The sequence below is a fragment of the Beijerinckia indica subsp. indica ATCC 9039 genome (assembly GCF_000019845.1).
Lineage (GTDB): Bacteria > Pseudomonadota > Alphaproteobacteria > Rhizobiales > Beijerinckiaceae > Beijerinckia > Beijerinckia indica.
In genome coordinates this window covers 1,578,834-1,601,484 of the sequence record NC_010581.1, presented here as the reverse complement: position 1 = coordinate 1,601,484, position 22,651 = coordinate 1,578,834, and the positions used below count along the sequence as shown (strand labels likewise).

Annotated in this window: 20 protein-coding genes; 7 read left to right on the top strand and 13 right to left on the bottom strand. The window is 56.3% G+C overall.

What is annotated here, in order from left to right; genetic code table 11:
- Positions 1 to 103 precede the first annotated feature (103 nt).
- The 4 genes from BIND_RS07070 to BIND_RS07055 form a co-directional block, all read right to left on the bottom strand.
- Positions 104 to 3,148, bottom strand: coding sequence for an efflux RND transporter permease subunit (locus tag BIND_RS07070; protein ID WP_012384390.1), 3,045 nt, complete (start codon positions 3,146 to 3,148; stop codon positions 104 to 106).
- Positions 3,145 to 4,254 (bottom strand): efflux RND transporter periplasmic adaptor subunit, encoded by a 1,110-nt coding sequence (locus tag BIND_RS07065; RefSeq protein WP_012384389.1) that lies wholly within the window; start codon positions 4,252 to 4,254, stop codon positions 3,145 to 3,147. The genes BIND_RS07070 and BIND_RS07065 overlap by 4 nt, the downstream gene beginning before the upstream one ends.
- A gap of 345 nt (positions 4,255 to 4,599) precedes the next feature.
- Positions 4,600 to 5,136, bottom strand: a complete 537-nt coding sequence (locus BIND_RS21270; protein WP_148210581.1) for a hypothetical protein — start codon at positions 5,134 to 5,136, stop codon at positions 4,600 to 4,602.
- Between the two features lie 601 nt (positions 5,137 to 5,737).
- Positions 5,738 to 6,286, bottom strand: coding sequence for an invasion associated locus B family protein (locus BIND_RS07055; RefSeq protein ID WP_012384387.1), 549 nt, complete (start codon positions 6,284 to 6,286; stop codon positions 5,738 to 5,740).
- A 195-nt stretch (positions 6,287 to 6,481) separates the two neighbouring features.
- On the opposite strand from BIND_RS07055, the gene rnd reads away from it, so the two are divergent.
- Entirely contained in the window at positions 6,482 to 7,648 is a 1,167-nt protein-coding gene (gene rnd, locus BIND_RS07050) for a ribonuclease D (RefSeq protein ID WP_012384386.1), read from the top strand.
- Between the two features lie 193 nt (positions 7,649 to 7,841).
- Here the strand turns inward: rnd and glpX are convergent, their stop codons facing one another.
- Together glpX and BIND_RS07040 are read right to left on the bottom strand one after the other, a co-directional pair.
- Positions 7,842 to 8,837, bottom strand: a complete 996-nt coding sequence (gene glpX, locus BIND_RS07045) for a class II fructose-bisphosphatase (protein ID WP_012384385.1) — start codon at positions 8,835 to 8,837, stop codon at positions 7,842 to 7,844.
- Between the two features lie 294 nt (positions 8,838 to 9,131).
- A complete protein-coding gene (locus BIND_RS07040; RefSeq protein WP_012384384.1) occupies positions 9,132 to 10,433 on the bottom strand; it encodes a homoserine dehydrogenase in 1,302 nt (433 codons plus the stop codon).
- A gap of 178 nt (positions 10,434 to 10,611) precedes the next feature.
- Here BIND_RS07040 and BIND_RS07035 point away from each other — a divergent pair, with 178 nt between their 5' ends.
- From BIND_RS07035 to BIND_RS07025, 3 genes are all read left to right on the top strand, one after another.
- Positions 10,612 to 11,250, top strand: coding sequence for a cysteine hydrolase family protein (locus tag BIND_RS07035; RefSeq protein WP_041778559.1), 639 nt, complete (start codon positions 10,612 to 10,614; stop codon positions 11,248 to 11,250).
- A gap of 92 nt (positions 11,251 to 11,342) precedes the next feature.
- Positions 11,343 to 11,657, top strand: coding sequence for a hypothetical protein (locus BIND_RS07030; protein WP_012384382.1), 315 nt, complete (start codon positions 11,343 to 11,345; stop codon positions 11,655 to 11,657).
- Between the two features lie 127 nt (positions 11,658 to 11,784).
- Positions 11,785 to 12,390: an SRPBCC family protein gene (locus tag BIND_RS07025; RefSeq protein WP_244395977.1), complete on the top strand. Its 606-nt coding sequence runs from the start codon at positions 11,785 to 11,787 to the stop codon at positions 12,388 to 12,390.
- Between the two features lie 109 nt (positions 12,391 to 12,499).
- Here the strand turns inward: BIND_RS07025 and BIND_RS07020 are convergent, their stop codons facing one another.
- Positions 12,500 to 13,678, bottom strand: coding sequence for a phosphoribosylamine--glycine ligase (locus BIND_RS07020; protein ID WP_012384380.1), 1,179 nt, complete (start codon positions 13,676 to 13,678; stop codon positions 12,500 to 12,502).
- Between the two features lie 247 nt (positions 13,679 to 13,925).
- Entirely contained in the window at positions 13,926 to 14,180 is a 255-nt protein-coding gene (locus tag BIND_RS21265; protein ID WP_148210580.1) for a hypothetical protein, read from the bottom strand.
- A 336-nt stretch (positions 14,181 to 14,516) separates the two neighbouring features.
- Here BIND_RS21265 and BIND_RS07010 point away from each other — a divergent pair, with 336 nt between their 5' ends.
- The gene (locus BIND_RS07010) at positions 14,517 to 16,838 is read left to right on the top strand and encodes a PHA/PHB synthase family protein (protein WP_012384378.1); all 2,322 of its coding nucleotides are present in this window, start codon (positions 14,517 to 14,519) and stop codon (positions 16,836 to 16,838) included.
- 82 nt (positions 16,839 to 16,920) lie between these two features.
- On the opposite strand, the gene argC is transcribed toward BIND_RS07010, so the two are convergent.
- From argC to rplM, 3 genes are all read right to left on the bottom strand, one after another.
- Positions 16,921 to 17,847 (bottom strand): N-acetyl-gamma-glutamyl-phosphate reductase, encoded by a 927-nt coding sequence (argC, locus tag BIND_RS07005; protein ID WP_012384377.1) that lies wholly within the window; start codon positions 17,845 to 17,847, stop codon positions 16,921 to 16,923.
- Positions 17,848 to 17,943: 96 nt separating this feature from the next.
- Complete coding sequence (rpsI, locus tag BIND_RS07000) at positions 17,944 to 18,423, bottom strand: 30S ribosomal protein S9 (protein WP_012384376.1); 480 nt, start codon at positions 18,421 to 18,423, stop codon at positions 17,944 to 17,946.
- A 2-nt stretch (positions 18,424 to 18,425) separates the two neighbouring features.
- On the bottom strand, positions 18,426 to 18,896 hold the full coding sequence (gene rplM, locus BIND_RS06995; RefSeq protein WP_012384375.1) for a 50S ribosomal protein L13: 471 nt from the start codon (positions 18,894 to 18,896) through the stop codon (positions 18,426 to 18,428).
- Between the two features lie 443 nt (positions 18,897 to 19,339).
- On the opposite strand from rplM, the gene BIND_RS06990 reads away from it, so the two are divergent.
- Both BIND_RS06990 and BIND_RS06985 read left to right on the top strand, forming a co-directional pair.
- A complete protein-coding gene (locus BIND_RS06990) occupies positions 19,340 to 19,837 on the top strand; it encodes a hypothetical protein (RefSeq protein ID WP_012384374.1) in 498 nt (165 codons plus the stop codon).
- A gap of 280 nt (positions 19,838 to 20,117) precedes the next feature.
- Positions 20,118 to 20,567, top strand: a complete 450-nt coding sequence (locus BIND_RS06985; protein ID WP_012384373.1) for an RrF2 family transcriptional regulator — start codon at positions 20,118 to 20,120, stop codon at positions 20,565 to 20,567.
- Between the two features lie 74 nt (positions 20,568 to 20,641).
- Here the strand turns inward: BIND_RS06985 and BIND_RS06980 are convergent, their stop codons facing one another.
- Positions 20,642 to 21,223: an adenylate kinase gene (locus BIND_RS06980; protein WP_012384372.1), complete on the bottom strand. Its 582-nt coding sequence runs from the start codon at positions 21,221 to 21,223 to the stop codon at positions 20,642 to 20,644.
- Entirely contained in the window at positions 21,220 to 22,554 is a 1,335-nt protein-coding gene (gene secY, locus BIND_RS06975; protein WP_012384371.1) for a preprotein translocase subunit SecY, read from the bottom strand. Before secY ends, BIND_RS06980 begins: the two co-directional genes overlap by 4 nt.
- Positions 22,555 to 22,651: the final 97 nt, after the last annotated feature.

Here is a 22,651-nt window from a genome sequence, read left to right as displayed (position 1 = left end):
CACTTTGGGGCTGATGCATTTCCAAGGATCTAAAGCAGATTGCTGGCGAACAACGTCTCACCTTTTCAAACACCGCCCCATTTGGGGCTAGGCCGGGACTCGATCAGCTATAAGCAGGTTCCTTGACGCGGAACCACGCCACGTAAAGAGCCGGTAAGACCAGCAGAGTAAGAAGCGTCGCCACCAGAAGTCCCCCCATAATCGCAAAGGCCATCGGCCCCCAGAAGACGGTTGGGGCAATCGGAATAAGGCCGAGGACCGTGGAAACCGCTGTCAGCATGATTGGGCGAAAGCGGGAAATGGTCGCTTCAACAACCGCATCCCAGAGTTCCTTCCGCTGCGTGCGTTCCGTCTCAATCTGCTCGATCAGGATCACGGCATTGCGCGCGATCATGCCGAGCAAGGCCAAAATACCAAGGATCGCGACAAAACCCAGCGGCTTATTGAAGAGAAGAAGGGCCGCGATGATACCGATCAGACCCATTGGCACAACCGCGAGGACGAGGAACAATCGGCTGAAACTCTTCAACTGGATCATCAGGAAGGTGATCATCAAGAACAGCATCAAGGGGACGCGTTCGAACACAGAGGCTTGCGATCGTGCGCTTTCCTCGACCGTGCCACCAATGTCGATATGATATTGGGCCGGCAGGCTGGCGTTCAGTTTCGCAACAGCCGGTGCGAGAGAAGCTGCCGCTGTTTCTGGCGTGACGCCCGGCGCAGTATCAGCCTGAACCGTCAAGGTCGGAACACGTTGCCGGCGCCAGATGATCGGAAATTCCTGATCGAATTCGAAACTCGCAAGTTGACTGAGCGGAACGGTGCGTCCATTCGGTAGTGGAACTTGCAACGTACGGAGCGTCGAGAGCGACATGCGCTGCTCATCATTCGCCCGCATGATGACATTGACTAGATAGATATCGTCCCTCACCTGGGTCACGGGCTGGCCTGTCACGACGGTATTCATCACCTGAGACAGAGCCTGCGAGCTCAAGCCCAAGAGACGCGCCTGATCTTGATCGATCTTGACGCGCACCATACGGCCGGGCTCCATCCAGTCGAAATTGATCTTTCTGACACTGGTATTACTCCCCATGAGTTCCGCCAATTGCAGAGCAATGCTGCGAACCTGGGAAATGTCAGGGCCGCTGACCCGATATTGCACCGGCCAGCCGACGGGCGGTCCGAGTTCGAGCGGTGCGATACGCGAAACGACCTGGGGAAACGTCTCGGCGAGCACTGTTTCGAGCCGAGCATGAAGTCGCTCACGCGCGGCGACGTCCTTCGCAATAATCACAATTTGGGAAAAGAAATCATTCGCCAGTTGAACATCGAGAGGCAAATAGAAACGGATGGCCCCGCGACCAACGTAAGTGCTCCAGCTCGCAACATCAGGATCCTTTGCGAGCATGGCATCGACTTTTTCCGTGAGATCCTCACTGGCATAGATCGACGCATTTTGCGGCAAAGTGAGATCGACAACCAGTTCGGGACGGTCCGAGGATGGGAAAAACTGCCGTTGGACATAGGGGAGTGCCAGAATGGCCACGACCAGACAAGCAAGACTCGTCCCGATGGTCACCCGCCGCAGCCGCATTGCGCCGACCAGCAAGGCGCGAAAAAAGCGCACAATCCTATTTTCCCCGGAGCTTACCGGAGTCTTTGGCTTGGTGAGGATAGCCACACCCAGCAAGGGCGTGAACAGAACCGCCACGAACCAGGAAACGATTAACGCGATGGTGACCACAGCGAAGATCGCGAAAGTATATTCACCTGCCGAACTTCTGGCGAGGCCGATCGGTACGAAGCCGGCCGCCGACACGAAGGACCCTGTCAGCATGGGAAAAGCCAGCGAATGATAAGCGTAGCTCGCGGCGGCTTCCTTCTCATCGCCCGCTGCCAGACGAGCCGACATGACATCGACTGTCGTCATGGCATCATCGACCAAAAGGCCAAGAGCAATAATCAAGGCTCCGAGTGAAATACGCTGGAGATCAATCCCGACGGCTTCCATGATGGGAAAGATGATCGCCATGGTCAGGGGGATCGACAAAGCCACGACCGCCCCGGCGCGGAAACCGAGCGTGACCAGGCTGACCACCATGATAATGGCAATGGCTTGCCACAGGGACGACATGAATTCGCCGATCGCATGCTGGACGACCGCGGGCTGATCGGCAACCAGCTTCACATCGATACCCAGCGGCAGATCGGCCTTGGCCTCATCAATCGTCCGCGTGATATTCTGCCCAAGCGCCAGAATATCACCACCGGGACGCATGGCGATCGCGAGGCCGATCGCCGGTTTTCCATTTACGCGGAAAACCGGCTGGGGCGGATCCACATTGGCGCGGCGGACCTCCGCGATATCACGCAAACGGATGAGGCGTCCGTTGGACAGGACATTGACGTCCAGAATATCTTGTTCAGACTTGAATTCCCCCGAAACCCGGATCTGAAGCCGTTCATTCCCAGTCTGAATGACACCGGAAGGGCTTACTGCGTTCTGAGCCTGCAAGGCAGCAACGAGCGCCGTCCTGTCAATGCCGAGACCAGCCAGTTTCTCGGTCGAGAATTCCACAAAAATCCGTTCGTCCTGCGCGCCAAGAACCTCGATCTTGGACACATCCTGGACGTTCAGAAGCCGCGAGCGGATCTCTTCCACATGATCGCGCAATTCACGATCACTGAAGCCATCTGCTGTAAAGCCATAGATGAGGCCGTAGGTGTCACCGAAATCATCATTGAAACCTGGTCCGACGACACCTGCGGGCAATGTATGCCTAATATCCCCTATGTTTTTGCGGACTTGATACCAAATGTCCGGGACATCGGCCGGCCGGGTCGATCCTTTCAGATTGACGAAAATCGTCGTGACCCCGGCGCTCGTGTAACTGCGGAGGAAGTCGAGGCTCTTGGTTTCCTGCAGCTTGCGCTCGATCCTTTCGGTCACCTGCAAGAGCGTTTCATCGAGGGTCGCCCCGGGCCAGGAGGCCTGCACGATCATCGTCCTGAAGGTGAATTCAGGATCTTCATTCCGGCCCAGCTGGAAATAGGACGCAAGCCCGGCAATCGTCACCGCGATCATGCAATAGATCGTGAAGGAACGATGTTTCAGCGCCCAAGCTGAAAGATTGAGCCCGCTCATGTCGACGACCCGAGCAAACGAACTTTTTGCCCCGGATGCAAGGCCTGGACACCGGCCGTCACGACAATGTCGCCCGGCGCCAATCCATCACTCACGACGACAGTCCCTGGGTCGAAACGGACCACGCCAATACGGCGCATGGAGACGGTCTCGGTCGCAGGATCAACGATCCACACGCTCGGTTGGCGATCAATTTCAGTGAGAGCGGCCGCAGGGATCGCTATACCCGGCGAGGATTCCAATTGCATACGCCCGACGACGGTAGCACCAAGCCGCATGGCGGGGGGTGGATCATCCACGCTGACCTTCACTCGAAAGGTCCTGGTCACGGGATCGGCTTGCGGATCAACTTGCCGGACACGCGCCGTTGCCGTCACTGTTGGATCATCCGTCAGGGACACAATGATTTTGGGATCAGACGGCGCCGCGCGTAAGGTTTGAGCAGGGACATTGAAGACAGCATCCCAGCCACCTTGCCGCGCGAGCTTGAAGATCATTTGCCCGGCCTGCACCACCTCGCCGGCCTCCGCGCCGCGCGCGATAATGGCCCCTGCCGCATCGGCCTTGAGTTCCGTATAGCTGAGCCGATCCTCGGCGATCTTCAATTGCGCCCGCGCATCATCGACCTGAGACAAAGCCGTATTGTAAACCTGTTGTGCCTGATCAAACAGGACCCTGGTTGTAAAACCTCTTTCGAGCAAAGATTGCTGACGGCTGAAATTATTGCCGGCTTCCTTCAATCTGCCCTGAGCCGCGGTCAAATTGGCTTGCGCCGAGCGCATGCTATTCAGTTCATTCTGCGAATCGAGTTTCGCCATAACTTGATCGACAGTGACATGGTCGCCGACATTGACTGATCTTTCGATGATTCGGCCGCCGATACGAAAGGCGAGAGTCGCCTCGTTTTCCGCTTGAAGATGTCCCGTCAGGGAAATTTCCTCGCCCAATTCGCTTTTCTCGATCGTCATCGTGCGAACGGGACGTGGGGCGGCCGCCACCGTCTGGGTTTCCTCCCGACAGGCAGCGAGCGGCAATGACACCAGCATCAAGGACAAAGCGGTATAACGAGAGAGGTGGAGCCTCGTTATCACAGAATGAATGTGCATTCTTTCCATAGGCTCCCGAGTCGAAAAGCGTTATTTACTATACCTGTAGCTGAACCGCTTGCAATGACACCAAAGGCGTTGGGCTAGAGCATCGGACTTTCAAATTGAATCCTGTCCGATGCTTTATCTTTTTGAAAACGCATCAAATTGATCCCAAAAGTGGCTCCCCCTTTTGGATCTGATGCTCGAGGAAACCGAACATTAAATTTCAAACGCGAACGTCAAGTAAGCTAACAGCTGGTGGAAGGTATGGCGTTTTCGTAGTCAGGACGACTGTGCCCAGAGAGGTGCGAGCGGCCAAAGACACAATCCAAACCCAGCTCAAAGACCTTTCTCGTACCTCGACTATCCAGTCATTTGCTGCCCTTGGCTGGCATATTTCGATACAAACCGTTCATGCGCCACAAGCGAAAAAGAAAGCGTCGTCGCATTGGCACTCAAGGCATAAAGAATGTCCGTATCGTCTTGCGGCAAGGAATTGCTCTCGATGCCAACCATTTTCTCAGGCCGAAACTGCTTCTCCGCCTCCCCTGAGAGGAGCGAAACACGCGTACAATCCAGGATGAGTTGGTGACGCAGCGCGTGTTTAACGATCATCATTTCTGGCAAGGCAAGCCGGCGAATTGTGGCCCCCAAGCCTTCGAGACCATTCGGCTCCTTGAAATCTTTCATGCCAGCAGCCAGTTGCGGCAACCAGCCGCCATCGAGCAGACATTCAATCGCCCTGATTGGCCGATCATGTTCGCAAGCTGAGCCCGGATACAGAATGGGCAAACCGCACAAGAGCCTGGCATCTGGCGTGGCGATCATCCCGAGGCGCCGCAGCAAAGGCGTTTCCAGATAGGGCGAGAGATCATCGCAGACAATCAAATCATAGCCCACATCCAGGTCCTCGAACGTCTTCGCGTGTTCGAGAGTCTGCGCGAAAATCTCCGAATGGGCCCTCCCTTCATCGCGCTCCTGTCGGACTCTTGCCCTGCTCAAGTCCGGAAACGGGAGATCGACCCTGGTCCAAGAGGCACCGGGATGTTGCGCCCTGTAGATTTGGCTCAGGTCGTTCTGTCCGTGTCCCCCTTTGGCACAGCCCAATTCAAGAATTTTTCGCGCGGGCGGCAGAGCTTGAAGCAATTCGAAATTGAAACAACCAACAAAAGCAAAAGAGTGATTCACCATTCCCAGGGCACCTCGGTTCGGCGTCACGACGTCGGGAACCAGAAGCCGGCTGAGAGAAAGCGGCGATGGCCGGCTTACCCTCTCAACTCACCAGGGCAAGAATCCCAGAATTCCTTCAACGATCGAGGCCCTTCCACAGACAGGAATGGGACATCCCCAACCGGCACGACCGCGATTTGGAAAGAAGAACGTGACGAGACAAGAACGGTCGGTCAGGCCTGCTGAGCTCCCGCATAGATCTTCATTAGATCCTCTACCCTGCCCCAAGCTGACCATCGGACTGGCCCAAACCTTTTCATGCCGGACGCCCTCATTTCGAGAGGGCGTCGAGAGCCTGTCCGAGACCGTTGAACGACACGGGGATCGTGAGATCATGCCCGCTTGCGTCCTTGAAGAGAAGACGGCCGTCACCCTTCGCTTCGCGCCAATGTTTCAGATCGTCATCGCTCGGCACGGATTCCGCGAAGCACCCGCCTTGCACGCAACGCCTCCAAGTAAAATCGAGACCCCAGGGGTCCTTGTCGCTGGAGAAAAGCTTGACCGTGCTGGGGAACGAAACATTGGTCGGCAGGAGAACGATCGCCTGGAGCGGCGCCTCGAGCGTTGGCCGGCCCAGTGCGATCTTGGCGATCGGCGCGGTCTGATCCTTCGCCTGGATGGTCAGGGCGACTTCACAATTCCTGGCATCCTTGTTGCCTCCCGCTTGGCAGCGCAAGGCCCAATCCCCATAATTGGTTACAGTCATTTGCGCGTCGGGGCTCGCCGGTTTCGCTTTCTCCGCAAGACAAGTCGCTGTCGTCCAAACTGTTGTCGTCAGCGACAAGAGAGCAAGGGCAATCGGAACAGAAATTTTGAACATGAGAACTCGCATAAGAGAACCATTGGAACGATCGCACGATTTTAGAGCTTTGAGCACGAGCTTGAAACCGGTGCGAGAGTCGATTCTCTTGCTGCATCGCACCCGGCCACACCAGCACAATACCAAAACGGGGGTTTTTCCCGATTTTCAGCAAATCCGCTTTGCCGGCCCCGATTGTTCGCTTATGCAGAAGCCATGACTCTGATTGCCTCGACCCAGGAACTTAGGGATGTTTGTCAAAGGCTCGCACGCCAACCGTTCGTAACCGTCGACACCGAATTCCTGCGCGAAACCACTTTCTGGCCGAAACTCTGTGTGGTGCAACTCGCGTCCACAGAGGAAGCTGTTGCCGTTGACGCCTTGGCTGAAGGCCTCGACCTTTCGCCGCTCTTTGAGTTGATGGCCAATGAAGCCACGGTAAAGGTCTTTCACGCGGCCCGGCAGGACCTCGAGATCATCTGGAACCTCGCCAAGCTCATTCCCACACCCTTGTTCGATACGCAGGTCGCCGCCATGGTCTGCGGTTTCGGCGATCAAATCTCCTATGGCGATCTCGTGCAGACCGTGACCAGGGTCAGCCTTGATAAATCCTCGCGCTTCACGGATTGGTCGCGACGCCCGCTGTCACCGGCGCAAGTGGATTATGCCATCGCCGATGTGACCTATCTGCGCGATATTTATCTTTATCTGCGCCGCAAGCTGGAAACCAGCAGCCGCCTCGCCTGGCTCAGCGATGAAATGGCGCTCCTCTCGTCTCCATCGACCTATGAACAGGCACCGGAGACGGCCTGGGAACGGCTCCGCAATCGCGTTCGCAAACCGCGCGATCTCGCCATTTTGATGGAAATCGCGGCTTGGCGCGAGGCTGAGGCCCAGGGCCGCGACATCCCACGCTCCCGCGTTCTCAAGGATGATATTCTCATCGAGCTGTCGCTGGCCGCGCCACGCTCAGCCGATCATCTCGCCAATCTCAGAGCCTTTCCCCGCGGCATGGAACGCACCAAGGCCGGGATAGAGATTCTCGCGGCCATCGAACGCGGTCTTGCCCGCGATCCTAAATCCTTGCCAAAGATCGAGCGTGAAAGACGGACCGGCGGCAACGGTGCCACAGTGGAGCTTCTCAAGGTTCTCTTGCGCCAGGTCAGCGAAAGCCATGGCGTCGCCAGCAAGTTGATCGCAACCGTCGATGATCTGGAAGCCATTGCCGCCGATGATGAAGCCGATGTGCCGGCACTGTCCGGCTGGCGGCGTGAACTGTTCGGCGCGAGAGCGCTGGAGCTCAAAAGCGGGAGACTGGCGCTCACCGTCGAGAAAGGCAAGGTCGTCCTCCTGGAATGGCAGGACGGCGACCCCACACCTTAGAGCATCAGACCAAAAGTGGCTCCCACTTTGGGACCAGCTCGATGCTCTAGAGCATCGCTCGTTAAATCGGAATCATGAGCGATGCTCTAAATTTTTATAAAAGCATCAAATTTTTCCGAAAAGTGGTGTCCACTTTTCGGTTTGATGCTCTAGGCATGAACGGGAGGGATCAATCCCTCCCGCAAAGAACAGATCATTCGCTGTCGAACTTGTCCAACTTGCGATGCTCCGCCTGGATCTTGCGAACCGTGCCAGTCGCCGAGCGGAAGATGATCGTCTCGGTGCGGATGATCTCCTTGCCGAATTTCACCCCCTTCAAAAGGGCGCCATCGGTCACACCCGTCGCGCTGACGATCGTATCGCCGGCAGCCATTTCGTTCAGCGTATATTTTTTGTTGGGATCAGCGATGCCCATCTTATGGGCCCGCTCGATCTTGGCCGGCGTATCGAAAATCAGGCGTCCCTGCATTTGACCGCCGACGCAACGCAAGGCCCCTGCCGCCAGCACGCCTTCCGGCGCTCCGCCGATGCCCATATAAAGATCGATGCCGGTTTCCTCGGGTTCGGTCGTATGGATTACGCCGACGACATCGCCATCGGTAATCAGGCGGATCGCGACACCGATCTTACGGCATTCGGCAATAATATCCTTATGCCGATCGCGATCCATGATCATGACCGAGATCTCGTGCGGCTTGACACCCTTGGCCTTGGCAAGGGCATGAATATTATCGGTCGGGCTCGCGTCGAGATCGACGACACCCTCTGGATAACCGGGGCCAATGGCGATCTTTTGCATGTAAACATCGGCCGCGTTGAGCAGCGTGCCAGCGGGAGCCATGGACAATACGGCGATCGAGCCCGGCATATCCTTGGCGCACAAGGTCGTGCCCTCGAGCGGGTCGACGGCAATATCGATCTTCGGGCCGCCGCGCAGGCCAACTTCCTCACCGATATAGAGCATCGGCGCTTCGTCGCGCTCGCCTTCGCCGATCACAATCGTGCCGTCGATCGGCAAGCGGTTCAATTCGCGCCGCATGGCGTCCACCGCAGCCTTGTCGGCAGCTTTCTCGTCACCACGTCCGCGCAGGCGCGCGGCGGCCACGGCGGCACGCTCGGTCACCCGTGCGAATTCCAGGGAAAAGATGCGGTCGCTAATATCCGGGCTCTTGATAAGGAGATCAGGCATTGGGGTCCCCGTTGGCAGAAGAAGAGCGGTCGAAGATACGGAGTTTGCCGTCTCCGTATCCAATAGTGTCGGGATTTATTCTCGCACAGTTTGTATAACATCCGTTATATAGAACGACTGGCGAGCCGCTCTCGGGTTCTTCTATTATCCCCTGGAAATGGCAAAAATTCGAGAAATGACGAAAATGCCAAGCGGGACGTCTTCTTCGGCGTGCGGCAGATCCCGCAACAGCCGCTCCTAACGCATTCCCTTACCTTTTCCAGATGACACAACGGCAAAACGAGGCGAATTGTCTCATTCCCGTTCGATCCGAATGAGTTGCGGCTTTGCGGCGAGATAGCCATCCGCGACGACGGCATCGAGCGCCTCACGCACAGTCTGTTCATGCGTCGCGTAGGTCACAAGGATCACCGGCACTGCTCCGCTCGCGATAGTGCCGGGACGGCGCCGCTGAACAATGCTTTCCAGCGAAATCTCCCGCTCCGCCATGCGCTTGGCAATGGCGGCGGCCGCGCCAGGACGATCCTCCACCGAAAGGCGGATATAATAACCGCCCTGATGCAGCCGCATGGGCGGCCGCGGCAAGCTGGTCAAGGCCGCGACCGGCAGACCAAAGGGAGCGGATCGGACACCCCGGGCGATATCAGCAATATCGGCGACAATGGCCGAAGCCGTGGCCTCGCCACCCGCGCCCGGCCCGGCGAGAGTCAATTCATGCACGGCATCGGCATCGATCGTCACGGCGTTGGTCACGCCCATGACCTGTGCGATGGCCGAGGTTTTGGGCACCATGCTCGGATGCACGCGCTGCTCGATACCATCGGCAGAACGCTGGGCGACACCCAGCAATTTGACTCGATAGCCCAATTCGTCAGCGGCCTGGAGATCGGCGAGGCTGATCGATTCGATGCCCTCGACACTGATCCCCTCCGGGTCCACGGCCGTGCCAAAAGCGAGCGACGCAAGAATGGCGAGCTTATGCGCCGTGTCGAAACCACCGATGTCGAAAGTCGGATCGGCCTCCGCATAGCCGAGCTTTTGCGCCTCAGCGAGACAGGCTTCGAAGGACAGGCCTTCCGTTTCCATGCGGCTCAGAATGTAATTGCAGGTGCCGTTCAAAATCCCATAGACGCGCTCGATCGAATTCCCGGCGAGACCCTCGCGCAGGGTTTTGACGATGGGTATGCCGCCCGCGACGGAAGCCTCGAAGGCGAGCGCCAGGCTCATTTCCTCGGCCAAAGTCGCGAGTCGCATGCCATGACGGGCGAGAAGCGCCTTATTGGCTGTGACGACCGGTTTACCCGAAGCCAAGGCCTGTTCGGCGCCCGCGAGCGCGGTGCCATCAGCGCCGCCGATGAGTTCAACGAAGAGATCGATCTCTTCCGAACGGGCGAGCGCGACTGGATCATCGAACCAGACAAAGCGGGAAAGGTCGATCCCGCGCTCCTTGGTTTTATCGCGGGCGCTGACGCCTGTGACGATCACAGCGCGGCCAACACGGCTTGCCAGGGCCTCGGCTTGACGGTCGAGGAGCTTGATCACGGCGGCGCCGACAGTCCCGAGACCAGCGATGCCGACACGCAGAGGTCGCTGCATGAAGGGGGAATTCCACAAGACGAACGATCGGGATTCGGAACGATCCGGTGGCGTCTTGTGCCCTATTTTCGAGGTTCGATCAAGAAAGCTGGATCATGCCGAAAGCCCTCACCTTGTCAAAAGCGTAAGGACAAGGGCAAGATGGCCTGACCGCTTCTCCTATATCTGGATGATGATGATGGACCCTCGCTCGACCGCTCTCGTCCTAATCGAATATCAGAACGATTTCACCTCGGAAGGGGGCAGCCTGCATGCCGCCGTCAAGCCCGTGATGCAGGCGACGCATATGCTGGACAATACAGTGCGGCTCGTTGAGGCGGCGCGCGCGCTCGGCGTCCAAATCATTTTCGTGCCGATCCAATTCAGCAGTGATTACCACGAATTGTCCGCCAAGCCTTACGGTATTCTGAAAGGGGTCGTGGATACACATTCCTTCCGCAAAGGCACATGGGGCGCCGAAATCGTCGAATGCCTGACGCCAAAGCCCCAGGATATTGTCATTGAAGGCAAACGCGGCCTTTGCGGCTTCGCCAGTACCAATCTCGACTTCATCCTGCGCAGTCGCGGCATTACCTCCCTCGGGATCGGCGGCTTCTTGACCAATTGCTGCGTGGAAGCGACATCGCGTTCAGCCTATGAAAAGGGTTACCATGTCGTGACCTTGAAAGACTGCACCGCGACGGTCAGTCAGGAAGAACAAAATTTCGCCTTCGAAAAGAATTTCCCAATGTTTTCGCTCCCTGCGAGCGCCGATGAATTTTTGAGCGAATTGCGCGCTAGCGCGGCCTCTCATACGGTCGAAACAGCCGCCGCCTGAGGGGGAAATCATTGCTTTTTTGACGAGGCGAGCGTTCATTAAAAGCGGTAACAGCAACGATGCCGTATGGCTCGCCTCAAGGATTGAAGAGCATGCCCTTAGACCTCAAGGGAGAATGGACCGACGCCGATCTCGCCAAGCTGATCGGTTCCGTCAAAGACGATCGCGATTGGCGGCTCGAAATCAGCACCGACGGGATTGCAAGCCTGCAGGACAAGACCGCCAATCCGACAGGCGCCGATTACGATGAAACGCTGCATGGTTTCTTCGAAACCTGGATGCAGGGCACGGATTTCGTCGGGCCGGGAGCGGCTGGAGACAAGGACCTGGTCGGCAAAGTAGCGAAGGCTTTGCGCGACAATTATCCGACCTTGAAAAAAGATAAATTCATCTACGTTTCGCTCTGATCCCGGAAAAGCGAAAGCTTTTCATGATCCAACGCGAATCAAAGGTCCAAAGACATCCTATTTCGAGGCGCGGGCAAGGCTCGCGCCTTTTGCTTTATCTCCCCTCCTCCATAGGCTGCTGACTGGCATGGATACTGCCTCCATCACGGCAGGACCTTTACGGGCCAGCATGCGGGAAAATCAGGCCTTTCGCCCAGCAATCCAGAGCATTCAGCCGGTTCCGTTCGACTGCAGTGAGGAGTGGAATATGACGGAGGAGACGAAGCCGACGCGTAACATTGTCGCGGAAACGGATGTTCCGTTCCCCATCGAGCAAGTGTGGCGCGCGATCACCGATTCGGAATATATCGCTCTCTGGTTCATGAAGAACGATCTGAAGCCCGAATTCGGTCACAAATTCACGTTCCGCAGCCGGCCGATCGAGCGGTGGGATGGCGAGTTCCAATGCCAGGTCCTTGACGTCGAGGAAAACCAGAAGATCTCCTACACCTGGAAGGGTGGCCATCAGGAACTCAAGGGGTTCGGCCATTTCATCGATACGATGGCGATCTGGACCCTGACGCCTAACGCCGATGGCAGCACCCATGTTCGTTTCGAGCATGAGGGCTTTGATATGTCGGAAGAAATGGACGGCTGTTTCGAGGCCATGAGCAAAGGCTCGCAAAGCATTTTGCGCACGCTCAACAAGATGATGCCCGACTTCGTCGAGGAATGGGCGACCACCAATAGCTAAAAGCGGCTTAAAGCCGCCAATGGCGGTTCTCAAGCCGGACAACAACATCTTTCGGTAAAAACTAAAAAAGCGGCCGTAAAGGCCGCTTTCTTCTTTAATGAACCTGTCTCTATTCGAAGCTCATCACATTTTTCAGGCGCTCGGTGGCTGCCAAGAGCCGCTTGCGCACATCATCGAGATCCTTGCCGGATGCGGTAATGCCTAATTCCCTGTCCTGATAGGATTGGAATACGACAATATCGCCGTCCGGTTCCTCGGCCGCATCAACGGCCGCGCAAACCTGCTCCGGATCCCGCTTCCCATCCGTCTTCACGACAACCGCCATGGCCGATTCCTCATGCCAGCGGAACGGGTTGAAACGATACAGCATCTCGTCAAAAGACGAGATCAGCGCCGGCATCAGATCACCCTTCATGCGCAGCATGATCACCTGCCATTCCGGGTCTGAAAAATGGACCTTGTAATCCATAAGCTTCGGCCCTTCGGCGGTCAGCTTGAGATTGACTTGCAGATGACCACGAAACTGGTGGCGCTCTTCCTTCATCTGCTGGACGGTCGGCAACAAAAAAAGATCGACCAATTCGCTCTCTAATTCAGGCGTCACGCCAGGCGCTGGCGAGAGAGAGCCTGGCAGATCGGCGGGGGTATTATCGCCGTTCCAGGCTGGCGTCGTCGTGGTCAAGGGCAAGACGACATTGCCGTCGGTGATGGCCGAATAAGTGATTTCCTGGCCGGTCAGGAATTCCTCAATGATGACGTTTTGATTTTCTGCCCCTGTAAAACGGGCATCGATCGCCGCCTCGGCATCTTCCTTGGTTTGGCAAATCACCACCTTGGCGCCATCGACGCGAAGGTCACTCTTGACGACGAGTGGCAAGGTAGCACCCGCGACATAAGCTTTGGCCGAAGCCGCATCGGTGAAAGCCTCCCAATGCGCGGTCGGAATCGTGTTGCGTTTGCAAAATTCCTTGGCGAAGAGCTTCGAAGACTCCAGTTTGACGCCGCCCATATCAGGGCCGAACGAGGGATAGCCGTTGCGATTCAACATATCGACGAGCGCGATCTCCATGGACGCGATCGAATCGACAATGACGAATTCCACTTCATTATCGTCGCAATGGGTGAGAATCGTATCGCGCGCGGTCATGGAAATCGGCACGCATTCGGCGAGATTGGCCACTCCGGCGCCGCCTGGAGCGCAGGCCAGTTCGTCAACGAGGGGGGATTCCACAAGCTTCCAGCACAAGGCATGTTCGCTCGCGCCATCCCCGATTACCAAAACGCGCATTTAGTTCCTCACCCGCCAACCGAATTCAATCCTGCGCCGCTGCCGGAAACAAAGCTTGCCGGCGGGCCCTACTCGTCCCTCACTAAAGCATCCGCTCTCGAGAGGGCACGATTTTTTGGAAAAAACCGTAATAAAGGCCAAGCTAAAGCAGGAATCATTCCGGCCGAATCGTTCCCCGATATGGGATCGCGGCCGTCACTTTTCTAATAACTCTCTGAAAAATATACTTTTACAGACCTTTTCCGGCTCATGGATGCGCGGACTTGGGCTTGCCTGGCGACGGCTTTGCGCTTGGTGGAGCGAGGCCAGCCCGACTACGGCTCTGCGCGGCCGCCTGATCGAGTTCCGATTTCAAAGCCTCGATTTCTTCCTTGCTCTTGATTCGCGGACGCGTGGGACTGGCGCCGGTCAAGGGAGTAAAATCGAGTGTATTGGGAGCTGGCCGATTTTCGCGCACGAAATCCTTGGCTTCCGGGACATCCGCCCACAACCTCGTCTTCAAAAGCGTGTCGAGAGGCGAATCGCCAAAAAGTTTTCCTGGCTCCGTTTTAGCCTGTCCTGCCTTGACCGCTGTATCGCAAAGACAAAGGGAGAAGAAAAAAAAGCACAAAAAGATGCGCAAAAGGGCCCTACCCCGTCGCATCGGCTGGCAACTAGACCGTAAAAATCCCACCTCTATCATTAGCCTGAAACCGATGATCGGAATTGACGTTCCCAGCCGATATAGGTCCAATGGACTCAATCGGAAAGATCCGAAACCATGAGCCTCAAAAGACTCAGCACATAAGCCAAAATAAGGCAGACAGAAACAGGGCAAGCACAACGGGGTAGGAAAGACATGGCTAGGAAAAATCGCCGTCGTTCCAGCGTCACCGGACGCCAGCGCCGGAAAATGCTCGAAGTCTCAAGGAACACCCCGACCTATTTGAAGACCCTTTCTTCCGTCGCTTCGCCTGTGACCAGACCACTTGGAGCCGAAGCAAACGGGACCCTTTTGCCGCCCTCCACAATGGTGCCCGGCCTCGCGCCGGAAGCGGCTGATCTGCTGATCGATACGCAATCGAAAGGGCCAAATATGTCGCTCACCCCTCCTCATGTCGATGAACCGCCCCTGAAACAGCCCGCTCAGGACCAAGCGCCAATCATTTTGCCGCCTGGGGAGCCGACCCAAGTCGATACGGGCGCACCCGCGAAAGCCGCATTTTCCAACGGTATCCCCAAACCGTTCATCTTCCCTTCGTCTGTTTCCCCATCGTTGCGCCCTGGCCTGCCCGCCCCCTTGTCCCTGTCGGTGCCGACCTTGGAAACGATCACCAAAGCCTTCACGAAAAATGCGGCTCTTCTCGGTGTTTCGAAGGGCACAGAGGGGAAAGCGGGGGAAAACACTACGCCCACCCCGGATTTCGAGCGTCTGTCCCGCAATCTTGCGAAGCTCACGGAACAAGCTGGCAAAGTTCTCGCCACTTATTTCAAACCCATGGAGCAGGAGGAAATCCGCAACGAGATTTCCAGCGAAGTCGGCAATGCGGTCCGCAGCATCGGACGTATTGCCGAACATTGGTTGAAAGACCCCGCCCGCCGGCTGGAAGCGCAGAACAAGCTCGTAACACCTCTCCTCATGCTCTGTACCCAGACACTTTGGCGTTTCTCGGGCGAAGCCCGGGAGCCTGTCGTGCCGGTCAATCCCGCCGACAAGCGTTTCAGCGCTCCGGAATGGCGCGAGAGCCCCTTTTTCGATTTTCTTCGCCAAGCTCATGCGATCATCGTCAATTGGATAGACGATCTCATCAATAATGCCGAAGGGGTCGATCAATTCGCCAAGGACAAAGCGAAATATTACGTGCGCCAGATTACCAGCGCGCTTTCGCCCTCGAATTTCCTCGCCACCAATCCAGAATTATTGCGCGAAACGCTCGCCTCCAACGGCGAAAATCTGGTGCGCGGCGTGAGTTTATTCACCCAGGATCTCGAAGCCGGTAAAGGCAAGCTGAAGATCAGCCAGACCGATATGTCGAAGTTCACTTTGGGTGTGAACATCGCGACAACGCCTGGAAAGGTCGTTTTCAGAAATGAACTCATAGAGTTAATACAATATTCTCCAACGACGGATGAAGTTTATAAGCGCCCGCTTCTAATCGTGCCGCCCTGGATCAACAAATTCTATATTCTCGATCTTAATCCCGAAAAGAGCTTCGTCAGCTGGGCCGTCTCCCAGGGCTTGACCGTTTTCATGATCTCTTGGGTCAATCCGGACGAACGCCACCGCAATATGGGATTTGAGGCCTATATGCATCGTGGCCTGTTTGCCGCGCTAACGGCCATCAGGCTCGCCTGCGGGGAGGAGAAAATCACAACGATCGGCTATTGCATCGGCGGCACCCTGCTTTCGATGGCGCTGGCCTATATGGCGGCAACCGGGGACGATCGGATCGAGAGCGCGTCCTTCTTCACGACGCAAACGGATTTCAGTGAAGCGGGTGATCTCCGCTTGCTGATCGATCCGGAACAATTACAGATGCTGGAGCAGAAAATGGCCCAGCACGGCTATCTCGAAGCCGAAAAGATGGCTCACGCCTTCAATAGCTTACGGCCGACGGATCTGATCTGGTCCTATGTGGTCAATAATTATTTGAAAGGTCAGCCGCCCAAAGCCTTCGATCTCCTCGCCTGGAATTCAGACCCAACGCGAATGCCGGCGGCTAACTATCTGTTTTATCTTCGTGAGCTCTATCTCAACAATCGGCTCACGAAGGGAGAGATTGCCTTTGACGGTCATCCGCTGAACCTCGCCCGGGTCAAGATCCCGATCTATCATCTCGCAACCCGGGAAGATCATATCGCTCCAGCACGCTCGGTTTTCCTGGGCGCCAAATTCTTTGGCGGCGATATTCGGTTCGTGGTGGCGGGCTCGGGCCATATAGCCGGGGTCATCAATCCCGCCAACAAGCCGAAGTACCAATATTGGACGGGATGCCGGCCCGAAGGTAATTTCGACGCTTGGTTCGCCAATACGAAGGAACATCCGGGAAGCTGGTGGCCGGACTGGCTGAATTGGGTCGCCGCCCAAGCACCAGCAAAGGTTAAGGCTCGGATTCCCGGTGAGGGCCAATTGCCGGCGATCACCGATGCTCCCGGCGATTATGTCAAGGTCCGGTATTGAATGAAGATCTTAAAACCCTCTTTTTCTTAAGATGGTTATAGAATTTTCATCAAAGCGGGGATGAAGATGGAAAGGACCGTCTTCATCCTTGCGGGGCGAGCCCGAGCATGAGTTCCACATTCTGCAAGGCAGCGCCTGAAGCGCCCTTGCCAAGGTTGTCGAGTCTCGCCGCCAGAACCGCCTGATGCCCCCCTTGCGGACCACAGACAAAAAGCTCGAGTTCATTGGTCCCGTTCAAGGCTTGCGGCTCAAGCCTTTCCAAACCATCGGCCTGCCGAACATGGACAAAAGTGCTGCCGGCATAATGAGCCGCGAACACCGCCGACAGATCCTCAATCTTTGGGTGCCGTGGCAAGGCGTCGAGAAACAAGGGGATGAAGACCAGCATGCCCTGCCGGAAATTGCCAACCGAGGGCGTGAAAATTGGCCGCTGAGCAAGCCGGCCATAGGCCATGATCTCTGGCACATGCTTGTGTCCAAGACCCAAGGCATAGGCCTCGAAAGCAGGCGCGGTGCCGGCTTCATAAGCCGCGATCATGCTTTTGCCGCCCCCTGAATAGCCGGACACGGCGTGAATCGAAACCGGCCAGTCTGAGGGCACGAAGCCAGCCTCCACGAGAGGCCGCAAGAGCGCTATGGCGCCTGTCGCGTAACAGCCGGGATTGGCCACGCGTGGTGCGGTTTTGATCGCCTCGGCTTGCCCTTGGGTTAATTCGGGAAAGCCATAGGTCCAGCCAGGCGTAGTGCGATGCGCGGTGGAGGCATCGAGAAGGCGCGGCGCGCGGGCACCGAGATCCTCCGTCAAGGCGACCGCCTCCCGCGCCGCATCGTCCGGCAGACACAGAATGGCCAGATCGACGCTCGCATAGACTGCGCGTTTCGCCTCTTCGTTCTTGCGGTCCTCGGCGGGCAGGCTGACCAGTTCGATATCGCTCCGTTCAGCCAGGCGCTCCTTGATGCCAAGACCCGTGGTTCCCGCTTCACCATCGATAAAGAGACGTGCCGGCATCATTCCATCCCCATGAAAAGAAAAAAGGAGAAGAAAAAGGACAAGAAAAAAGGCGGCTCGTGAGCCGCCTTGGAACTTCCCTCCGAAAACGCCGGATTAACGTTTCGAGAATTGGAAGCTACGGCGGGCTTTCTTCTTACCGTATTTCTTACGTTCAACGGTACGCGAATCGCGCGTCAGGAATCCCTCCTTCTTGAGGGCCGAGCGCAATTCCGGCTCATAATTGACGAGCGCCTTGGCAAGGCCATGACGCACCGCGCCCGCCTGCCCGGAAAGACCACCGCCAGCAACCGTAACCATCAGGTCATATTGATCGACGCGCTTGGCGACGCCAAGCGGCTGCTGCAGGATCATGCGCAGAACCGGACGGGCGAAATAGACATCGAGCGGACGACCGTTGACGGTGACCTTGCCGGAACCGGGTTTGATCCAAACCCTGGCGACCGCATCCTTGCGCTTGCCAGTGGCATAAGCACGGCCAAAAGCATCGAGCTTTTGCGCATAAACCGGCGCTTCTTCCGTCGGAACGGCGGTGGCGGCCTTCAGATCCTGAAGCGAAGAAAGAGTTTCAGCCATGATCAGACAGTCCTGGCGTTTTTGGGATTAAGCTTGGCGATATCGAGGACTTGCGGCTGCTGCGCCTCGTGCGGATGGGCCGAGCCCTTATAGACCCGCAGATTGCCGAGCTGCTTGCGGCCCAGCGGCCCGCGCGGAAGCATGCGTTCGACGGCCTTTTCAACCACGCGCTCGGGAAAGCGCCCATCGAGGATGAACTTAGCGGACCGTTCCTTGATGCCGCCCGGATAACCCGTATGGTAGTGATAGACCTTCTGATCCCGCTTGCGGCCGGTGAAGACCACCTTTTCCGCATTGATGACGATGATATTGTCACCATCATCCATATGCGGCGTGAAGGTTGGCTTGTGTTTGCCGCGCAGGCGCAAGGCGACGATCGAGGCGAGACGTCCGACGACCAGACCGGCCGCGTCGATCACCACCCATTTCTTCTCGATATCTGCCGCCTTGGCTGAATAAGTTTTGCCAAACATGAAAATATGGTCCTGCCAGGAGAGCCTGGAAATGAATCCGCCACGCAGCTCGACGAGCCAGCGTGTAGTCTCGAGCAGCTTCTATTCAAGCGAAGGCGTCGGGTCAAGCGCCTTATTTCCGATGAACGAATGTATAATCATATATTTATCGAATGAGGTATTATAATACCATACATGGAACCAATCGGCCGTTAAGCTCTTTGACTCGGGACGCACCATTCGGTTCCCAGCGCGACTAGTATAGAATTAGAATAATACAATATAACAGAACTTGAATGATGTTCATTTTCGTATTATCCCGATAATATAAGCGTATATATTAAATATAAGTGGCATCTAAATAATAATTATAAAAATTCAAAAGCATATTGAGGGTAATAACACCCATTATTCAATAGGAAACACATCGCGCTACCTCCAGGCAGACAGCAAAGGATGAAAACATGGCATCGGAGAAAACAGTCTTCATTCCCAAGAGGAACCATGCCGCCAAGACCTCGGCGGAACATTTGCTCCTCGTTCAATATCGTTACTGGATGACGGGCCATGCCACACGCAAAACCTGCTACTGGGATCGTGCATGGGAAGTCCTGCGCGGCACACTGGAGACGGAAAAGGCCAAGGCCCTCTTCGCGGATTTGCATGTCTTCACGCGGCTCCTGCGTGAACAGGCCGTCCGCGATCTCTCCTGGCACCCAAGTCCCTGCCAATGCCCCTGCCATGATGAAAGCTTGGTGCTTTCTCTGATCCACGCGTCTCAATGCGCGGAAGAATTCACGGAAATTCTGGCCGCTTCCGAATTACTCGGCACCCATAGGGTCGATTGTCTCGTCGAAGCCAGCCGCGCAACCGCGAAAGGCCTGAAGTCCTGCGGCTTCATCCTCCAATCCGGGGAGGTCTTGCCCCATTCGCCTCCCTCGCAAAGGCCTGTGCTCCATTAACTTAGCCGAATCAGGCCCAAGTCTCTCTTGCCTCTAAAAACCAGCGAACGATCTCATCTCAGTCCCGCCGTCTGGGTTTGAGGCGCTTGGCCGATCCCGGTCGAGTTCAAAAAGCGGTCCCGGCCCCACCGAGACCTAAAATTCTATGAAACTTGTGGACAATTCTCCCTTCGAACCCTATCGGTAGTTTACGAACACGTACCAAGGCGGTTGCTTAAAACGCTCTACTGCAGCGTTTGCTTGGACGAGCGGACCGCGGGATGTCCCGATCGGAGTTCGGATGCTCACTAAAAAAGGAAAATACGGTCTCAAAGCCATGGTGCATCTCGCCGGGCGGCCGCTCGGCGAAGCGACCCTGGTCACGGATATTGCTGTCGCTAATGAGATCCCGAAGAAATTTCTCGATACTATTCTCGGGGAATTGCGCAATGCGGGTTTCGTCAATTCCCGCAAGGGCAAGGGAGGCGGCTATACACTCGCCCGGCCGGCTCATGAAATCATGGTCGGTCATATCGTCCGTGTGCTCGACGGACCTCTGGCCCCCATTCAATGCGCCAGCAAGACGTCCTATCGTCGATGCGACGATTGCGCTGACGAGAAGAAATGTACCGTGCGGCTGCTGATGCTGGAGGCCCGGAACGCCATAGCCATGGTTCTCGACAATCGGAGTCTCGCTGAAATGCGGGCGCTTGCCGAAACCGATGATGCCGACCTCATGTATTATATTTAGGACGTTTCCTATCCAACGCAAAATAAAGGCGGTTTCGTTGATCGAAACCGCCGCGTCGGACACTCTGTTTTGCTTTAGGCTTTGAGAATTTTATCGATCGCAGCCGTCACCGTATCAATATCGGCCATCCCATCCACTGTTTTCAGGACGCCCTGGCTGGCATAATAGGCCGAAACCGGAGCGGTCTGCTCACGATAAGTATCAATACGCGTTTTGAAAGCGGCTGGATTATCATCCGCCCGCACGGTGCCGCCCGCCGCCAAAGTTTCCTTGGCGCGCTTTTCGATCCGGGCCAGAAGCGCGTTTTCATCAACGACAAGCTCGATGACCGCGTCGAGATCCATCTTCTTCTCGTGGAGCATAGTGGTCAGGGCTTCCGCTTGTTTGACCGTCCGCGGGAAGCCATCGAGAATGAATCCGTTGCGCGCATCAGGTTCTTCGATCCGATCCGCAACAATGCCGACCACAATATCGTCGGACACCAGACCACCCGCGTCCATCACGGCCTTGGCCTTCAGACCGATCGGCGTGCCGGCTTTCACGGCTGCGCGCAGCATATCACCTGTCGAAAGCTGCGGGATTTTGCATTGTTCCCGCAAACGCTCCGATTGAGTCCCCTTGCCAGCGCCAGGCGGTCCCAAAAGAATAAGCCTCATTTCCGTTTCCCCCGCAATTTTGCCTTCTTGATCAAACCCTCATACTGATGGGCCTGCAGATGTCCATGAATCTGGGCCACTGTATCCATGGTGACACTGACAACGATCAAGAGCGACGTGCCTCCGAAATAAAACGGCAACGCGGCATAGGAAATCAGGATTTCCGGCAAAAGACAGATCACTGCCAGATAGGCCGCGCCCAGCACCGTTATGCGCATGAGAATCGTATCGATATATTGCGCTGTCCTCTCTCCCGGCCTGATCCCCGGGACGAATCCCCCGTGCTTCTTGAGATTATCAGCTGTTTCCACCGGATTGAAAACGATTGCCGTATAAAAGAAAGCGAAGAAAACGATCAAGGCGACATAGGCAGCCATATAAAGCGGCCGTCCGTGTGCGAGATAGGCCGAGACCGTCGCCAAAATACCGGTGCCACCCTGATTCTGCGAGAAATTGGCAATCGTCGTCGGCAAAAGCAGCAAGGAAGAGGCAAAAATTGGCGGGATCACACCAGACGTATTCAACTTGAGAGGTAGGAACGACGTCTGACCTTCATAGACACGGTTGCCTTGCTGTCGCTTCGGATAAGTGATCAGGACGCGCCTCTGCGCCCTTTCCATGAAGACGATGAAGGCGATCACCGCGATCGACATGATGATGACGCCGATAATCACGCCGGTTGAAATGGCTCCCTGACGTCCGAGTTCCAAAGTGTTGAGGATGGCCGAGGGGAAAGCCGCGACAATACCCGCGAAAATAATCAGCGAGGATCCATTGCCGATGCCGCGCGAGGTGATCTGCTCGCCCAGCCACATGAGAAACATCGTCCCACCCATCAGGGTCAAGACGGTGCTGATCCTGAAAAAGAACCCAGGTTCCGTCACGACGCCCGCTTGGCTCTCGAGGCCGACCGCTATGCCATAGGCTTGGAACGCCGCCAGAATCACCGTCAGGTAACGGGTGTATTGATTCATGACCTTGCGGCCCGCCTCCCCCTCTTTCTTGAGGGTTTCCAGCGCAGGAAGCACGGAGGTCAAAAGCTGGATGATGATCGAGGCCGAAATATACGGCATGATGTTCAAGGCGAAAATGGCCATGCGCTGCACGGCGCCGCCCGCGAACATATTGAAAAGCTCGAGAACACCCTGCCGATTACCGGTAAAATTCGCCTCGAAAGCCGCAGGATCAATGCCCGGCAAGGGAATATACGTTCCCAACCGATAGATGATCAGTGCGCCCAAGGTAAACCAGATGCGTTGCTTGAGCTCGGTGGCTTTAGAAAAGGCCCCCCAATTGACATTGGATGCAAGTTGTTCCGCGGCCGAAACCATTGAAAGCTCCGCTGAGGCATGGCCCCTCCCCGCCTCCCACAAGTCGCGGCTGGGTCCATGCGTTGAACCATTGATTTCAAATACAGCATCAAGTCCG

What these genes read in the sequence shown, in the direction of transcription:
- BIND_RS07070 (WP_012384390.1), bottom strand. Translation starts at nt 3,148, where the DNA reads ATGAGCGGGCTCAATCTTTCAGCTTGGGCGCTGAAACATCGTTCCTTC.
- BIND_RS07065 (WP_012384389.1), bottom strand. Translation starts at nt 4,254, where the DNA reads ATGCACATTCATTCTGTGATAACGAGGCTCCACCTCTCTCGTTATACC.
- BIND_RS07055 (WP_012384387.1), bottom strand. Translation starts at nt 6,286, where the DNA reads ATGTTCAAAATTTCTGTTCCGATTGCCCTTGCTCTCTTGTCGCTGACG.
- rnd (WP_012384386.1), top strand. Translation starts at nt 6,482, where the DNA reads ATGACTCTGATTGCCTCGACCCAGGAACTTAGGGATGTTTGTCAAAGG.
- glpX (WP_012384385.1), bottom strand. Translation starts at nt 8,837, where the DNA reads ATGCCTGATCTCCTTATCAAGAGCCCGGATATTAGCGACCGCATCTTT.
- BIND_RS07040 (WP_012384384.1), bottom strand. Translation starts at nt 10,433, where the DNA reads ATGCAGCGACCTCTGCGTGTCGGCATCGCTGGTCTCGGGACTGTCGGC.
- BIND_RS07035 (WP_041778559.1), top strand. Translation starts at nt 10,612, where the DNA reads ATGGACCCTCGCTCGACCGCTCTCGTCCTAATCGAATATCAGAACGAT.
- BIND_RS07030 (WP_012384382.1), top strand. Translation starts at nt 11,343, where the DNA reads ATGCCCTTAGACCTCAAGGGAGAATGGACCGACGCCGATCTCGCCAAG.
- BIND_RS07025 (WP_244395977.1), top strand. Translation starts at nt 11,785, where the DNA reads ATGGATACTGCCTCCATCACGGCAGGACCTTTACGGGCCAGCATGCGG.
- BIND_RS07020 (WP_012384380.1), bottom strand. Translation starts at nt 13,678, where the DNA reads ATGCGCGTTTTGGTAATCGGGGATGGCGCGAGCGAACATGCCTTGTGC.
- BIND_RS07010 (WP_012384378.1), top strand. Translation starts at nt 14,517, where the DNA reads ATGGCTAGGAAAAATCGCCGTCGTTCCAGCGTCACCGGACGCCAGCGC.
- argC (WP_012384377.1), bottom strand. Translation starts at nt 17,847, where the DNA reads ATGCCGGCACGTCTCTTTATCGATGGTGAAGCGGGAACCACGGGTCTT.
- rpsI (WP_012384376.1), bottom strand. Translation starts at nt 18,423, where the DNA reads ATGGCTGAAACTCTTTCTTCGCTTCAGGATCTGAAGGCCGCCACCGCC.
- rplM (WP_012384375.1), bottom strand. Translation starts at nt 18,896, where the DNA reads ATGTTTGGCAAAACTTATTCAGCCAAGGCGGCAGATATCGAGAAGAAA.
- BIND_RS06990 (WP_012384374.1), top strand. Translation starts at nt 19,340, where the DNA reads ATGGCATCGGAGAAAACAGTCTTCATTCCCAAGAGGAACCATGCCGCC.
- BIND_RS06985 (WP_012384373.1), top strand. Translation starts at nt 20,118, where the DNA reads ATGCTCACTAAAAAAGGAAAATACGGTCTCAAAGCCATGGTGCATCTC.
- BIND_RS06980 (WP_012384372.1), bottom strand. Translation starts at nt 21,223, where the DNA reads ATGAGGCTTATTCTTTTGGGACCGCCTGGCGCTGGCAAGGGGACTCAA.
- secY (WP_012384371.1), bottom strand. Translation starts at nt 22,554, where the DNA reads ATGGTTTCGGCCGCGGAACAACTTGCATCCAATGTCAATTGGGGGGCC.